Source organism: Streptomyces sp. CA-250714 (assembly GCF_050936705.1).
Classification (GTDB): Bacteria; Actinomycetota; Actinomycetes; order Streptomycetales; family Streptomycetaceae; genus Streptomyces.
On sequence record NZ_JBNJMI010000001.1, the window covers coordinates 476,148 to 490,072 of the forward strand.

The 13,925-nt window shown below is 65.2% G+C and carries 14 protein-coding genes; 3 read left to right on the forward strand and 11 right to left on the reverse strand.

What is annotated here, in order from left to right; genetic code table 11:
- Positions 1-20: 20 nt before the first annotated feature.
- A complete protein-coding gene (locus ACQEU8_RS02280) occupies positions 21-1,535 on the reverse strand; it encodes an MFS transporter (RefSeq protein ID WP_433096208.1) in 1,515 nt (504 codons plus the stop codon).
- Positions 1,536-1,747: 212 nt separating this feature from the next.
- Here ACQEU8_RS02280 and ACQEU8_RS02285 point away from each other — a divergent pair, with 212 nt between their 5' ends.
- Positions 1,748-2,377, forward strand: a complete 630-nt coding sequence (locus ACQEU8_RS02285) for a hypothetical protein (protein ID WP_433096210.1) — start codon at positions 1,748-1,750, stop codon at positions 2,375-2,377.
- A 154-nt stretch (positions 2,378-2,531) separates the two neighbouring features.
- Here ACQEU8_RS02285 and ACQEU8_RS02290 read toward each other — a convergent pair whose 3' ends face one another.
- The 3 genes from ACQEU8_RS02290 to ACQEU8_RS02300 all read right to left on the reverse strand — a co-directional run bounded on the left by ACQEU8_RS02290 (position 2,532) and on the right by ACQEU8_RS02300 (position 4,190).
- Positions 2,532-3,572, reverse strand: coding sequence for a low temperature requirement protein A (locus tag ACQEU8_RS02290; RefSeq protein ID WP_433096212.1), 1,041 nt, complete (start codon positions 3,570-3,572; stop codon positions 2,532-2,534).
- Between the two features lie 205 nt (positions 3,573-3,777).
- Positions 3,778-3,960, reverse strand: coding sequence for a hypothetical protein (locus ACQEU8_RS02295; RefSeq protein ID WP_433102097.1), 183 nt, complete (start codon positions 3,958-3,960; stop codon positions 3,778-3,780).
- An 86-nt stretch (positions 3,961-4,046) separates the two neighbouring features.
- Positions 4,047-4,190, reverse strand: a complete 144-nt coding sequence (locus ACQEU8_RS02300; RefSeq protein ID WP_433096214.1) for a hypothetical protein — start codon at positions 4,188-4,190, stop codon at positions 4,047-4,049.
- 497 nt (positions 4,191-4,687) lie between these two features.
- Between ACQEU8_RS02300 and ACQEU8_RS02305 the strand changes: the two genes are divergently transcribed.
- Both ACQEU8_RS02305 and ACQEU8_RS02310 read left to right on the forward strand, forming a co-directional pair.
- Positions 4,688-5,518: a helix-turn-helix domain-containing protein gene (locus ACQEU8_RS02305; RefSeq protein ID WP_433096216.1), complete on the forward strand. Its 831-nt coding sequence runs from the start codon at positions 4,688-4,690 to the stop codon at positions 5,516-5,518.
- Positions 5,515-5,712, forward strand: a complete 198-nt coding sequence (locus ACQEU8_RS02310) for a DUF397 domain-containing protein (RefSeq protein WP_433096218.1) — start codon at positions 5,515-5,517, stop codon at positions 5,710-5,712. The genes ACQEU8_RS02305 and ACQEU8_RS02310 overlap by 4 nt, the downstream gene beginning before the upstream one ends.
- Before the next feature lie 908 nt (positions 5,713-6,620).
- Here the strand turns inward: ACQEU8_RS02310 and ACQEU8_RS02315 are convergent.
- The 7 genes from ACQEU8_RS02315 to ACQEU8_RS02345 all read right to left on the reverse strand — a co-directional run bounded on the left by ACQEU8_RS02315 (position 6,621) and on the right by ACQEU8_RS02345 (position 13,917).
- Positions 6,621-6,830 carry a hypothetical protein gene (locus tag ACQEU8_RS02315; protein ID WP_433096220.1) on the reverse strand — a complete coding sequence of 70 codons (210 nt, stop codon included), beginning with the start codon at positions 6,828-6,830 and terminating at the stop codon, positions 6,621-6,623.
- Between the two features lie 76 nt (positions 6,831-6,906).
- Positions 6,907-7,113 (reverse strand): hypothetical protein, encoded by a 207-nt coding sequence (locus tag ACQEU8_RS02320; protein WP_433096222.1) that lies wholly within the window; start codon positions 7,111-7,113, stop codon positions 6,907-6,909.
- 243 nt (positions 7,114-7,356) lie between these two features.
- Positions 7,357-7,509, reverse strand: coding sequence for a hypothetical protein (locus ACQEU8_RS02325; RefSeq protein ID WP_433096224.1), 153 nt, complete (start codon positions 7,507-7,509; stop codon positions 7,357-7,359).
- A gap of 543 nt (positions 7,510-8,052) precedes the next feature.
- A complete protein-coding gene (locus ACQEU8_RS02330; RefSeq protein WP_433096226.1) occupies positions 8,053-8,304 on the reverse strand; it encodes a hypothetical protein in 252 nt (83 codons plus the stop codon).
- A gap of 2 nt (positions 8,305-8,306) precedes the next feature.
- Positions 8,307-9,053, reverse strand: coding sequence for a hypothetical protein (locus ACQEU8_RS02335; RefSeq protein ID WP_433096228.1), 747 nt, complete (start codon positions 9,051-9,053; stop codon positions 8,307-8,309).
- Between the two features lie 429 nt (positions 9,054-9,482).
- Entirely contained in the window at positions 9,483-11,342 is a 1,860-nt protein-coding gene (locus tag ACQEU8_RS02340; RefSeq protein WP_433096230.1) for a DNA polymerase, read from the reverse strand.
- A 211-nt stretch (positions 11,343-11,553) separates the two neighbouring features.
- Positions 11,554-13,917 carry a phage/plasmid primase, P4 family gene (locus ACQEU8_RS02345; protein ID WP_433096232.1) on the reverse strand — a complete coding sequence of 788 codons (2,364 nt, stop codon included), beginning with the start codon at positions 13,915-13,917 and terminating at the stop codon, positions 11,554-11,556.
- Positions 13,918-13,925 lie beyond the last annotated feature (8 nt).

A 13,925-nucleotide genomic window follows, 5' to 3' on the forward strand; every position in this document is an offset into this window, starting at 1 on the left:
TCGTCAGCCGGTGCTCCGCGTCAGCTCGGCCCGGGGTCGGGAGCAGCGGGGCGGCGCCGTGCCGGATCGGCCTCCTGCCGGGTGATGGCCCGGTGGGAGGCCACAACGGTCGCCACGTCGCGGGGGTAGGTCCGCAGCGCGAGGAGGCCCAGGACGGCGGCGGCGACCAGCGTGGTCAGGAAGACCAGCAGGGTGGCGGTCAGCCCGGCGTCGCCGCCGCTGAAGACCTGGCCCGAGACATAGCCGAACAGTGTGGGCGCGGCGGCTTCGCCGAGCGTGCGCAGGAAGGTCCGCACTCCCTCGGCCGTCCCCCACGTATAGGGATGGACGATGTCCAGCCGTGCCGCGTCCAGTGGCGGGTTGATCGCGCCGAGCAGGACCGCACCGCAGATCAGCAACGGCAGGGCCACCAGCAGCGTGCTCACGTACAGGCCCGGGGCGATCAGCAGCGGCACTCCCAGCAGACACCCCACGGGCACGAGAACACGGCTGTTGACGACGCCGCGTCGCAACAGGCGGTCGGCGACCCGCCCACCGGTGAGCACGCCGACGACGGCGCCACTGCCCACCACGAGGATCAGAAGACCCGCCATCGAGGTGCTGACGCGGTAGTGGTCGACGACGAAGAGGGTGGCGAACGCCCGCAGTCCGGCGAAGTAGAAGTAGCCGAGCGCGGACGCGGCGATGAGGATCAGATTCGTACGTACTCGGAGGACGTACCGGATCGTCGCCCAGTGCGACGCGTTCCGCGGATCGGAGCGCAGCACCGTACGGTCGTCGGGCTCGGCCCCGGCCTGTTCCGCGGCCCGCGCCGCGGCCTTCCCCGGTCCGGCCGGACGCTGTTCGCGCCGCTGCCGCCCCTTCCCCGCGCCGACGGGGACCTGGCCGGCCCGGCGCGGCTCCGGAAGCCGTGCCACCGCCCACACCAGGGCCGCCCCCGGGACGACGAGCCACCAGTAGGCGAACCGCCAGCCCAGCGCGTCCCCCACCGCGCTGGAGGCGGCGAACCCCAGACCGGTGCCGATCATCTCTCCGGCCAGCACGAATCCGTACATCCGAGCGCGCTCCCCGGCCGGGAAGAAGTCACCCGTCAGGGAGGCGACCGTCGGCCCTGCGGTCGCCGTCACCGCGCCCAGCGCGGCACGCGAGACCAGCAGCCACAGATACGACGGGGCCAGTCCTGACGAGAGGGTGGCCACCACCCACAACGCCGTACTGATCGCGAGCAGCCGGGTGCGGCGCACGCGGTCGGTCAGCAGGCCGACGGGAACGGTGAACACCGCGGCCGACAGGGCGACGACGGACACCAGCAGCCCGATCTCGGTGTTGCCCAGAGCGAAGGCGTGCTTCAGCTCGCCCGCCGTTGTCGAGAGCGTGCCCTTGTCGGCGCCGTCCATGGCCAGTACGGCGGCCAGAACGATGGCCGCCCGCGCGCGTTCCCGCCCGCCCAGGGCCTCCAGCGCCCGGCCGATCCGCCGGCCCGCCCACGTCACCGGTGCGATGGCCTTCCCCTCCGACGGAGGCTGGGGAGCCACTCAGGTGCGGCAGGGGACGCGCTCATGAGACTCCGCTTCCCCTCCCCGGCTCCGCGCGCCGAACCCCTCGGCGGACGTCCTTCGTCCGGACGGCCGCGATCACCCGACCGCAGCCACCTGACGCCGGCCGACGCCACCCGAAGCCCGCGTTGCGCACGATGCGTGCGTTGCGGCACGTTCCCGGTAGGCCGCACGGTGGTACAGAGGGCGGCATGCCGAACTTCCGATCCCGTTCCATGCTCCCCTCAGGCGCACCGGGCTCCGTCCTCCTCGGGGCGGCCGTGCTGCTGCTGGGTGTCGGCGCTGCGACCGCCTGCACGGCCTCCGACTCCCGGCTGTACGGGGGTCCGGGCGAGGCCTCGTCGACGGCCTCCCCCACCTTCTCCGCCAAGGAGAACGCCTCGCCGCCCGGCCTGTCGGCGTCCGCGCGGAACGCGCTGACGGCGCTGGACACGGCGGAGCAGGCGGTACCGCGCAGCACCGCCTACCACCTCGTGCGCGACGGCGAGGGGGAGCCGGAGTGGGAGATCAAGGTCGCGGCCGAAGGCGGCTCCGAGTGGTCCGTGACCGTTTCCGACGACGGCCACAAGGTCACCGAGCGGCACGAGGACACGTCGCCGGACGACAACGCCGACAAGCTGGCTGGCTTCCGGGTTCCGATCGGTAAGGCCGTACGGCAGACGGCCGAGCGCCACCCGGGCCAGGAGCTGCGCTCGGCCGCCGTCCGCGAGGACAGGGAGGGCCGGGACAGGTGGGAGGTGACGGTCGCTGAAGGCACGACCGTCGAGGCGTCTGAGAGTCGGACGCTGATCGACGTCAGGACTGGCCGGGAGCACGGCTGAAGAGGGGGTGGCCCTGCCCGACGCGCGCAGTCTGCGGGTGTTCCCCCAAGCTCTGCGAGCAGGGAGGTACCCCCATGGCTGGGCGCGCCCACGCGGGGGAGCCGCACATGAACACAGTCCCGCGCCCCGGACGGGGCGCAGGGCCCGCGTTGGCTCAGCCCCTCCTGCTGCGATGCAGGGCCACCATGTTCGTGGTCAGGGTCGTGGCGACGGCCAGGCCCATGCCGAGTACGGCGCCGCCCAGGCCCAGCGCGGGTGAGGCGAAGCCGAGGGCCAGCACCACGAGCGCGCCGGCCAGCACCAGCAGGCCGTGCCCGACGGCGCCGGTGGCGGTCAGCCGGTGCAGTACGCCCAGGACGAGCATCGCGACCGCCACCGGTACGGCCACGGTCAGTCCGGCGGCCCGTTCGGACAGGTGCCCGTGGTGCTCGGCGGCATCGAGGGCCGCCTCCAGCCCGGCACCGAGCGCGGCGAGCGCGGCGAAGACGAGGTAGTGACCGTAGCCCCACACCAGGGCTGTGCGCAGGGTGGCCAGAGTGGCGTTGCTCCCGGTGAAGTAGATCCACCACAGGGCGAAGACGAGCAGCAGCCCGCCGAGGGCGATCAGCACCAAGGGCGCGGTCAGGCCGTGGTCGGTCAGGGCCGACTGCACAGCGGTGAGGCTGGCGAGGATGACCTCGCCGAGCACGATGATGGTGAACAGCCCGTACCGCTCGGCGATATGTCCGGGGTGCCAGGTGGTGCGCCTGCCCCGGAACTCGGCCCACGCCGGAATGGCCAGTTCCGCCACCACCAGCACCACGAAGGTGACCGGTGCCCACACGCCGGGCGCCCACAGCCGGGCGATCCACCCGCACTGCACCACGGCGATGCCCGCGGCGTACCGCAGTGCGGCAGCACGGCCCTCGGGATGCTCGGCCGCGGCCCGGAGCCACTGGATGATCATCGCGATGCGCATGATGACGTAACCGACTACGACCACGGAGAAGTCGCCGTCCTGGAACGCGTCGGGCACCCCGGCCGCCAGCACCAGCACACCCGCCATCTGAAGCAGGGTCAGCAGCCGGTAGGGGACGTCGTCGGTGTCGTATGCGGAGGCGAACCAAGAGAAGTTCATCCAAGCCCACCCATGGCCTAACAGAGCAACACCATACCGCGAGGGCTTGACCAGCGAAAAGCCCCGCCCATGCGCCACGGGGGCAACGCACGGACGGGGCTGGTCTAGTTGCTGCTCTTGCTGTCCAGGTACGCCGCAGCCTGACGTGCGGACTCCTCGTCAGGCCAGTGGGCGTACCCATCTGGGGTATGCACCAGGTGCCCGTGGGGACTGATGACGTACACGCGGGAGTCCACTACGTCGACCCGGTGGTGTGGGTCTACCGGCGCTTGGTCGGTCATGATTAACCCCTGTAGAAGCGGTTGCCACAGTCATTACAAGCCCAGGTTCCGCCACCGACGCTCGTAACGTTGCTTGAATTGCACGACGGACAGGTCATGGCATGTCCTCTCCTGTTGAGTGTTGCTCTGACAACGACTTTTACCCTCTTGAGTGATGCCCAGCCCTGAGCGAGGTCTAGGCCCAGGGCGGGACCTTCCCATCATGTGAGCTGAGCGTCCTCACGTGATGGGGAACAGCCGTACGGCGTACCCCTCGCCGTACCGGCTGGCCTTAGACAGCGCGCACACCGATGCAGAGGACGAACCCGCACGCGCCGCTGATGGTGATGATCATGATGGGTCCGGTGTACGCCGCGATGGCGTGCCAGGTTCGCCGCATCACGTCACGCTTGTCGGATAGATCAGCGAGCGGCACCGCGTGCAGTATTTACCGTCCTGGCGCTGCTCAAGGTCCGGGTGATCGCACATCACAGCCCCTACTGGCCACACTCGCTGCGAATGATGATCCACGCGGCCTCTTCACCCACGTTGTGCGCCCGGCCAGTCAGGTGCATGTGGTATGTCTCTCGGAGCGTGCGCTTCAGCGCAGGGTCCGTCGCCTGTTCAAGCGTGTTCGGGTACGTCTCGCAGTCCTTGCAACCCTCCCGGCTCTGACGCGGAGCAGGGGGCGGACCTGATGACGCGACTGCGATCGAGCGGATACGGTTGTCCATGTTGGTGCTCCTATCCAGTACCGGCCATACCCCGGGACGTTCATCGCGTCGCCGGGGTGTCCACGTTCATGGCGGAGGAGTAGGCGCGTGGCATGAGCCGCACCTCTCCGTAGTTGTTCCACTACCGAGACCGCCCAGAGTGGCCTACAGTCGAGAACCCTTCAACTAATCAGGATCGAAGGAAGGGTTGGGCCCGTACATGGTCAACCGCAAGGAACTGAACCCGGACAGCTCCCCGCAAGCAGCCTATGGGGCGCGTCTGCGCAGGCAACGGGAGCGACGGGGCTGGAGTCAGGAAGAGTTAGCCGCAAGCCTGGGGTGCTCCAGCCAGCACGTGTCGGCCGTTGAAACTGCCCGTAAACCGCCAACCCTTCCTTTCTCGCGCAGGGTTGACGCGGCGTTTGGGCTTGCTGGGTCGGCCGATTCGTTCGAACGGGAGTGGCGCGATATCCGGCACGGGTCGCTGTTGGAAGGGTTCCCTGAGTACGTTGCGCACGAGGGACGTGCCGCTGAGATTCGGCTGTTTGAAATCGGCATCATCCCCGGACTGTTGCAGACTCCGGAGTACGCCCGGGTCTTGGCAGAGAGCGCCGTACAGCGGGGGGCGATCACGCCAGAGATGGCCGCTCAACGCGTCTCGTTCCTGGCTGAGCGGCAATCGATCCTTGGGCGACCCCTGGTGTTCGTGATCATGGATGAAAGCTGTATCCGCCGCTCAGTCGGAGGGCCGGAGGTCATGCGTGGGCAGCTTGACCGATTGGTAGAGTTCGCCACTGATCCCCGGACGGTTCTACAGGTGGCGCCGTTCGCCATGGGGGAGCGCCGCTCATTCGATCTGCCAGTAAACGTACTGACTATGCCCGACCGTTCAGTCGTCTCGTACGCCGAATCTCAGGCTCAGGGGCATCTGGATCGTGACACTACGTCGGTACTCCCCATGTTGACGGCCTACCATCAGCTACAGGCCGTAGCACTCTGCCAAGCTGAGTCCGTGGCCATGATCCAAGAGGTACGAAAGGGCACCCAATGACCAACCACGATTTGCACTGGTTCAAGTCCTCATACAGCAACAACGGCGGGAACTGCCTTGAGTGGGCGCCCGAGCTGGCCACGACAGGCGCCGTCCCCGTCCGTGACAGCAAGGACACCAACAGGGAGCCTCTGCGCTTCTCTGCCGCCGCGTGGACTGCCTTTGTCGGCAACGTGAAGCACGCGCAGCGCTAACCCGGGACACAACAGCGCCCCCGATTCCCAGGCAGGGAGTCGGGGGCGTTCTGTGTCTAGACCTCTTCTTCTGACAGGGCGTCAGCCACCGCACGGGCTGTCCATGTCTCCCACACGGTCCACGGTTCGCCTATGGGCAGGTACGCGCTCACCCGCTCCACCCAGGTCCACACCCAGGTCCCGATGGGCCGGTTGGTCGTCGCCCCTCGCGCCAGGATTCGAAAACTACGCGGATGTCCCGCAAGACCAAGTCTGGCCACGATTTCACCCGCCGTGCTCATTACCCTGAGTACGTCTGCCTCACTCCAGAACGGTTCCTCCGACAATTTCCGGTCACCACCCCATGCCCAGTCAGACCCCTTCGTAGCCTGCGGAGTCTGTACTACAACCTCCACTCTCGGTGCCGCTGCCGTGGCCAAGATGAACCCCCCATCTCTACACGGTGTGTTGACCAACCGTGCGCCCGGTGGTGGCTCAATTGCAAGGGGTTACCGAAGAGCAATATGAGGTATTTAGTTAGGCTAAGTAACCTAATCCAGGGCAAAGAGAAACCCCGCCGAAGCGGGGCACTCTCTACTGCGCCATCTCTGTTTCGGTGATCCGAACGTCAGACTTGTTCCACCGGCCCGTGTTGGGGTCTTTGTAGCTTAGCCGTCTGCGGGATGGCCATGGGTCCTCCTCCCATCTATGATCAGTCGGAGCCATGTGCGCCACGTTGCCCCTCGCCCTCTCCTCCGCTGCATCATTGTTGCTGGTGATTAGATCCACGAACGTTCCGTGAGTCACTACATAGACCACTGCGACGCCTCCCGGCCTTCAGATGTGCCTGTTGAGCCACTGCGCGATGAACGGCGCGAAGAACGCCATGGGGACGCTGATCAGCAGCGCCAGCCAGAATGATACGCCCATTAGTTGCTCCATGCGCTCTCGTAGCCGAACAGCTTTGCAACACGATCCGCCTCGCGCTGCATGATCTCACGAAATTCATCCCGCTCCGCGTCGGTCATGCTCTCGCCGTAGTCGTTGGGGTCGTAGTAGCCGAGTTGGTTCGCGATCCCCTGCATGAGAACGTCCTGTGCCATCTGCTTGAGCTCGGTGCGCGTGCGCTTCGCTGCCATGACTTCCCCTCTCCTTGCTGTACGTGCCCCCGGTGAGCTATGACGCTCGTACGGCTTAACCGGCCGAGGGCTGTTCTCACTTGCCAGTCCAGCAATGCACTTTCTCCCACTCCCCGCTATCCGGGCTGTATCGGGAGGCTGTCAGGCTTGCTTCGCGGAACACGAACCCGCCAACGGAGTACGCTTCCTGCTTTTGAAACGTGTAGTGCGCACCATTGATCCAGCGGGACCAGCGTGCGCCAAGCTCCCCGGATTCCCACACTTCCGGCAGGCTGATGTCCATTACCGTCCCCTCTCCTTGCCGCCCCTTGCGGCGCTCAGTATTCCTTGCGGACCTCAACCGACCCCGTGACCCCGATGTGCCGTGCGAAGAGCCTACCGGCGCCTCTGGGGGTCTTCGCGAGCCCTACGCGCTTCTCGCTGTCATGGTCCTCGATCCACCACTGCCCGTCTTCTTTACCAATGCGGGCCGATCGGTCCCCCGAGACGATCAATCCCGACTCGGGGGAGATCAAATCGACGTGGATCAACGGATCTTCCAAACGCTCTCGATCTTGATCGACTTGCCGCTCTCTGCGATCTTGGCCTCAACCTTGTCGCGTGCCGCGCGCTCGCTGGTGGCTCGGACCTGGAGAACCTTGTCGGTGGAGAGCTTCACGCCGTAGACCGAGATTCGCATTTGATTTCCCTTCTCGCTGCGGAAGACCAGTACAGCAGTAACCCACCGCCAGCGCAAGCAAGGAGACAAAATTTGTCGCCTCAGTACTTCATCGGCTTCCCGCTGGGGGTCCGCGTGTCCGGCGGATCCTGCGGTGGCTTCGTCTCCGTACGCTTCTTCTGAATCTGACGGCCCATCACCACTCCATTCCACAATGGATGCAGTAGACGACTGTGCGCTTACTGCCATCCGGCTCGGTGCGCTCTTCTGTCCGCTGATCATGCGTGCAGTCGCCGGACTGTACGCCTTCCAGGTATCCCATGCCGCCCCCTACCAGTCGCAGAGACAATCCATGATGAAGTCGATCAACCGCCCAAGCGGAGACCGACGCTTACGACGCCTCATGCCTCACCCCCTGTCAGGAACTTCGCCAGCATCAGCGCGTCGTGCGGTTCAACGCCTCAGCGCCAGTCCTCCCACTGACTGAGCAACTTGCACGCCGCCCGGTACGCATCAGCGCGAAAGGCCATGTCGTCCGCCGCGTCGATGCCCTCGCTGTCCGCCTCAAGCTGTGCCACGACGTCGCGCCTCCTTGGTGTCGCGCACGCCGTCTCGGTAGCCGATGTCGTACTGCCACTCCCGCGCGTGCGCCTCAAGGGCCATGGCGTCCAGGTCCCGCAGCAAAGCCGACGCCTCCTCAGTGCCCATCTCCACCGTGGCGATTGTCCGTCCTGCTGCATCCCGGACGTGCAAGTCCACCAGGTAGCCCCGGCGTTCGGCTTCGACCGTCCCGCCGTCGTGCGTGTGGTAGCGCATCGTCACTCCCCCATCGGCCCGTAGGCCATCTCGTACAGCTCTGCGAAGCGCTTCTTGCCCTTGCTGCGTATGACCTTGACGCGCTGGCGCGGTATGCCGTGATCCTCTGACAGCTCGTCATCGTGCTCGGCGCCGTACTCGCGGATGTCCCCAACGCCCGTCAACGCCGAGAGGACTATGCGCTGCTGCTCGCCGAGCATCGCCAGCGTGCCGCGTACTCGCTGCCCAGTCCTCCGGCTGCGCTCCTTGTCTGCCTCGCGCTGCTCATCCTCTGTCGGAACCTCCCCCTTCGACTCCTCAAACCGGACGGGCCCGCCGTACGCCATCCGAGCCGCGCGGGCTGCCTCTGGGGAGAGCTGGAACTTCCCGGCGATGCGCTCGGCTTCGTCTAGCTGTCCGCCCGCCTCCCGTACGGCACAGGCGAACCGCCAGGCAGTCATGTGGTGTACGCCCTCGTTCTTGAAGTCCCGCCGACGCGTGAGGATTTCAGCCTTCAGCGAGCGATCGAGGTACGCGATGAACTGACCTACGGCTGCCTCTCCGCTGTAGGAGCCGATGGCCTGCCACATCGCCATCCGCCCGTCCTGTGCGTAGTCCTCAGCCAGTGCGTGATCCAAGTGCCCGTTTGTAGAGGCCGCTTGCCTGGCGAGGTAGGTGATCCGGTCTTCCGTTGCGGCGATGATCTCGCTGATAGCGCCTAGGTCGTTGGCCTGCGCTGCCTGGATCTGCTCAAGGGTCACGTCGAACACGGGTCCGCCCCTCGTGGGAGTTGGTGTGACCCGTTGGGGTCACAGCGGTTTCCCGGAAGGGGGCGGAGCGCGGACCAGTTCTATGTGACCTGTGTCACACCCTGATTTGGGCGTGATTGATCACGGAACAGCAGAAGCAGGGCGCACGGAACCAAGCCCCCGGGATCCGGGGTGCATTGGCGGTTGCGTGGCCTTTGCTGCCGCCGTTGCTCAAAAGAAGGTGACAAATTTTTGTCACCTCGTCTAGCAGTCCAACTTTGAACTACACGGGTAGACACGTCGGCGGCCAGCGCGGTTGCCTACAGATGCAAGGTTGCAACGCAAGACGTTGTGGAATCGAAGGCGGCCCCTACCCGTTACCGTTCCGTGCCTTAGATTCCATGATCAGAACACGGAACGGTAACGAAGCGAGGAGACAAAATTTGTCACCTAGTGGTCTGCACCATAGAGTGAGCCCCAAGACCGGCCGCCCACCTTCGAATCAGCGGTGATAGGTACCCCGTGGAGTTCGAATGTCATGCAGCGCTCGATCTCGCGAGCGATTTCCATGGATTCCGCCTGTGGGGCGCTGTAGACCACCTCGTCATGGATCGGCAGGCGCAGATACGGCAGCAGTCCCGCCTCTTCCATGTGGATCAAGCTCTGCCCAAGACAATCCCGCGCGGCCGACTGGCACGCATAGTTGACGACCGCGTACATACGGTCACGATCCAACGGGAGCCTGCGGCCAGTGACGGACAGATGCACCAGCCCCGTCTCGCGTGCCTGCCGCTGCCAGCGACGAGACATGCGCTTGATCTCCGGGTATACAGTGTCGTACGCGCGGACCGCTCTGCCGGTAGCCTCCTCACTGGCGCCGCTCTGACGCGCCAGAGTGGGGATGCCGCCCCCGTAGATCTTGCCTAGGCCCACCGTCTTGAACTGCTTTCGGTGCGCTTCCGTAGTCTCTTCGCCGACAATGAGCCGGGCGGTGAACATGTGAATGTCTTCGCCTGCGGCGAATCCAGCCTTCATCTTGCGCACGTCAGCGAGGGCGGCAAGCACGCGCATCTCGATCGCTTGGAAGTCGGTACTGCCGATCACGTGCCCTGGTTCCGCCAGCAGGCAGCGCCGGATACGTGCCTCGTCCCCGGGCAGGGTCTGAAGCGCCGGACGCGTGATGCTCATGCGCGCTGTGCGTGCTTGCATGCTGTTGATGAATGGGTGCACCCTCCCCTCGCTGTCAGCGACGTCCAGAAACGTGCTCGTGTACGCGCTCCGCCACTTCGCCGCTCGCTTGCTGCGGATCACGGCGTCAGCAAGCGGGTTCGGCTCCCGCAGCCCTACGCGCTTCCAATCCTTATTGAGATCCGCCAGCGCCAGCAGTACGGGCTTGTCGAGCTTCGGGGCGCCCGACTTGGTACGCGTCTCCGCTGTCTCGCCGATGACCTCCCCCATGGCGCGCAGGGCGCTGGCAAGTTGCGCGTTGCTGTTGACGTTGCCCACGGCGTAGGTGGTGGCCACCTCTGCGTAGTGCTCTGCCTCCCGCTGTAGATCGGCGTCGAGCTGGCGCGTGTAGTCGAGATCCAGCACCATTCCCCGCCGCTGCATCACGGCGCAGATCCGGGCTATTTCGTGCTCGTAGTCGATCAGCCGTTGGCGCACGCACAGCATGTCCAGCTCAGCGAGCAGGGCGGGATACAGCCGCGAAGTGAGGATCACATCCAGACCCGCGTACAGGTTGTACGTCGGGTGGTCCAGCGGAATCCCCGCCCACCCTGTGGCCTTGGTCAGTCCCAGCGAGCGGAACACCGCCGTAAGGTCCCCCTGCGTGTCCGGCGCGCCCGGGTCGACGTACCACGCGCTGAGCGGCTTCAGACCGGTTCCGCGCCCGCCTTCCTGTGGCTGCCGAGGATCCACCAGCCCAGCGAGGATCCGCGTATCCACGGTGCGCGGTGCCAGGCTCTCCAACGGTACGCCCGCGTGGCGATCAAGCACCGCCCAGTCAAACGGCGCGTTGTGGATCAGGAAGCGTCTCCCATTGCGCAGCGCACAATGGGCCGACTCTACGAAATCCCCGCCACGCTCCCAGTGAATAACCCATGCGGTGTCTCGATCGCCGAACTGGACTGTCCTCAGGCGGTAGTTCGGGCTGTAGATATCCAGTCCTGTTGTCTCGGTGTCCAGCGCAATGGGCCCCCGGTAGGACGCGTGGCTGAACCAGTCCATAAACGCGTCAAGGTCTGCGCCATCTTGCGGTACGTGTGTGTGCGTGAGTTCCCCGGCGACTACATGTCGGTAGACCTGCATCTCTCCCCTTCCGGGTATGAGAAAGGGCCATCGCCCGCAGGCAGTGACCCTTTCTGCTGTATTCGGCTATCGCGTCAGTGCACGGACCATTCCCCGTACGTCACGCCCGCGCTGTGGGTGGCACGGGACTCCTTGACGAATCGGATTGCGTCATCTTCGTCGCGAAACACGGCCAGGATTTCGTCGTACCGGTCAAGAACTATGAACACCTTCACGCGTCGCCCCCTCCGAAAATCCCCGGCCCCGCTGGCGCAGCCTCCGCCTCGCTGTCCTTGATCCCGATCAGCGTGATCCCCTTCGCATTCCGCCCCTTGGCAATGCCGCGCTCCTCCATGCGGGCGTAGAAAGCGATCCGGCTCCAGATCTCGCGCTGCGCCAAATTGTTCGCCTCCGCCCAGTCGGTATAGGCGTTATAGGCGTCGGCTCCGTTCATGACCTCGCCATCGGCTCGAACGAGACGGCCGGGGAAAAACCCAGCAAGGGCATCGCTCGTCTGCCGGTATTCCGATGTTGCGTCGCGGATCACTTCCGGATCAGCGAGACCGGTGCGGTACCACTCCATAGCCCCCCGCACGACCCACGCGGCAATTCCCTCCGCCTCTTCGACCTGGAATCGGTGATCCATGACCGCCCGGTCTTCCCGCTCATGCGGTTCGAAATACCGCTGCCAGGGGATCAGCTTGACGCGGCGCCAAATGCCCTCGTCCTGCCCAACAAATTTTGGCTTGTAGTTCGAGCTCAGCATGATCAGGAATCGAGGCTTGTACTCGAAGAACTCCTTGCGGAGGAATCGCGCGGTGATTTTCTCTCCACCGGTGACAGACTTCAGCGTTGCCTCATCCATCGGCTTGCCGCTGCGCCCCTCGGTCGCGAAAACCAGCCGAGCATTGCGAAGCGCCGCGATATCGTTCGGAATTCCACCGCTGGCACGCTCTTCGAACGTGGCAAAGCTCGAAGTCTTCGACACAGCGCTGAAAATCGAGTTCAGTGCGTCTACGAAGATCGATTTCCCATTTGCGCCATGCCCGAAGTGCACAGCGAAACACTGTTCCGATGTGTGGCCCGTAACTCCGTAGCCTGCGAGCCGCTGAAGGTACGCGGGCATCTCCGGCATGCCAGGCATGACTTCATCGAGATAGCGGAGCCAGCCCGGACATTCGGCGTCCGGGCGGTAGTCGATGTCCAATACGTGCGTCAGCATGTCGGCGGGATCATGCGGGCGCAGCTCTCCCGTGCGCAAGTCCACGGTGCCGTTTCGGAAGCTGAGCACGTCGGGATTGGCATCGAATTCATCAACGTCTGCGTGCACGCTGTCTACGCTGCACAGTTCCGTGATCAGGTTATTGATCAGACGTGTGTCGGTGAAGGGGATCGCGTCGTCGTCCCGTCCGGCATCAACCAGCGCAGCCCCGAACGTGTGAACCCTGCTTCGCACCTTTTTCGCGCTCGGCTCCCAGGCGCTCCCGTTCCACACATGGAACCCGATACCGGAAGCGTATTTGATCTCTCCGTCCGACCACTGCGCCAGCGCGTAGGCGGGGGCTACGTCCCCCTTCCTTCCGTACACCCTCCGCGCGTCGGCAAGCACTTGCACCGCATCAGCCTTTTCCTTCACGGCCTCCCTCCCTTCCATCGCTTCGCGCACCGCCTCGCTGAGCGTCGCTGCAAAATCGTCCGGCTCAGCCTCGCGCCAGCGTGTGATATCGGTTTTCGGCCCGTGGTCCGGAATTCTCAGCTCGCGGACAGTCTCGCCGTGGTGCCGCATCCCCTGTATCAGCGAGACATTGAAGCGCAAACCGCCCTCGTCGTTGTCCCCCGCAGCAATGATCCGCTTTCCGTTGAGATGCTCCGCCAGCTCCCGTACAAGTTCCGGAGACCGCGCCAGCGCAGCGCCGCGAACAATGACCGCGTTGAAGCCTGCGGCTACCGCTGTGAGTCCGTCTCCGGGTCCCTCAGTGACGATCCACGGGGCATCAGGGTCTGCCGCGCGGAGTACGCCGTAGAGCGCCCAGTGCTGTCCCGGCGGGTTCGTGAGTCCCACCCAGCGGTGCGGACATCCTCCGCTGATGTCTCGCCCCTGTGCCCCACGCGGTACTCCGTCGAAGCCGTACAGCGGGACGACGACGCGGGAAAATGCGGCGAAGGTTGAGCCGATGTACTCCCAGCCTGCGCTACTGCTGAGTCGGTCGTAGGCAACTACGCCCAGACGTCGCGCCTCGCTGGGATACAGCCCAAACCGGTCAATGCAATAGTCGGCGTGCCCTGCGTGCATCCCACCCAGCCAGGATTTCAGCGAGACGACAGCGCCAGGGCCGACCAGTTCGGGACGCGCCTGCGGGACCGTGGTGACCTCTCCGGTCACGTCAAACAGATCGGACCAGCTGAGACCGACAGAGGCGATTACGTTGGAAGTTTCGCAACCTGCACGACAGGTGAGACGTACCTTGCGATCGTCCCCGACCCATAGGCGGAGCGAAGGGGCGCCGTCCCCGTGCGCCGGACAACGAGCGAGGTATCCGCCGTCGCTCTCCTCGCTGACGCGCTCGAATCTGTCAAGAATTTCCGCGAGATCCACACCTCTCC

Bases quoted from the DNA above. Each gene is read 5' to 3' on its own strand.
- ACQEU8_RS02315 (WP_433096220.1), bottom strand. From the start codon at position 6,830: ATGGCAGCGAAGCGCACGCGCACCGAGCTCAAGCAGATGGCACAGGAC.
- ACQEU8_RS02310 (WP_433096218.1), top strand. From the start codon at position 5,515: ATGACCAACCACGATTTGCACTGGTTCAAGTCCTCATACAGCAACAAC.
- ACQEU8_RS02340 (WP_433096230.1), bottom strand. From the start codon at position 11,342: ATGCAGGTCTACCGACATGTAGTCGCCGGGGAACTCACGCACACACAC.
- ACQEU8_RS02305 (WP_433096216.1), top strand. From the start codon at position 4,688: ATGGTCAACCGCAAGGAACTGAACCCGGACAGCTCCCCGCAAGCAGCC.
- ACQEU8_RS02285 (WP_433096210.1), top strand. From the start codon at position 1,748: ATGCCGAACTTCCGATCCCGTTCCATGCTCCCCTCAGGCGCACCGGGC.
- ACQEU8_RS02330 (WP_433096226.1), bottom strand. From the start codon at position 8,304: ATGCGCTACCACACGCACGACGGCGGGACGGTCGAAGCCGAACGCCGG.
- ACQEU8_RS02320 (WP_433096222.1), bottom strand. From the start codon at position 7,113: ATGGACATCAGCCTGCCGGAAGTGTGGGAATCCGGGGAGCTTGGCGCA.
- ACQEU8_RS02325 (WP_433096224.1), bottom strand. From the start codon at position 7,509: ATGCGAATCTCGGTCTACGGCGTGAAGCTCTCCACCGACAAGGTTCTC.